This window comes from Parcubacteria group bacterium CG10_big_fil_rev_8_21_14_0_10_36_14 (assembly GCA_002772895.1).
In the GTDB taxonomy this organism is placed as follows: domain Bacteria; phylum Patescibacteriota; class Patescibacteriia.
Map to the genome: position 1 here is coordinate 13125 of PFCS01000005.1, position 417 is coordinate 13541.

The following is a 417-nucleotide window of genomic DNA, read 5'->3' on the forward strand; positions in this document are numbered from 1 at the left end:
AAGGCAGAAACGATATAGCAGAAAAACCTGTAAATTACGCATATTTGAGCGCGTTTCCGTCCATTTGAGGCCACGATACATTGATGAAAGGAAGCGATACGGAGATTGGGAATCAGATAGCATAATATTCTCCAAACAAAAAACTGCATTGTCAGTGCAGTCAGAAAGAAAGTCAAAGTTAATCCGTATGCACAAGGTAAAAAACAAAACAGCGGAGGAGACGGCCAATGCCATCACGAAGACCGTCGAATCGGTGCCAAAAGAATTACTGCTAACAATGACTTTTGATAATGGAACTGAAAACGTAAAACATATAGAAATTAAAAAGGAGTATGGGGTTGATACATATTTCTGCGATCCTTTTGCCTCTTGGCAAAAAGGCGGAGTAGAAAATGCCAACAAACTGATTAGGCAATA

General features: G+C 39.6%; 1 protein-coding gene. It reads left to right on the forward strand.

Annotated elements, in window-relative coordinates; all coding sequences use genetic code 11:
- Positions 1-40: 40 nt before the first annotated feature.
- Positions 41-417 (forward strand): IS30 family transposase (locus COU51_00395; protein PIR67118.1); only part of this gene is annotated, 377 nt, incomplete at its 3' end.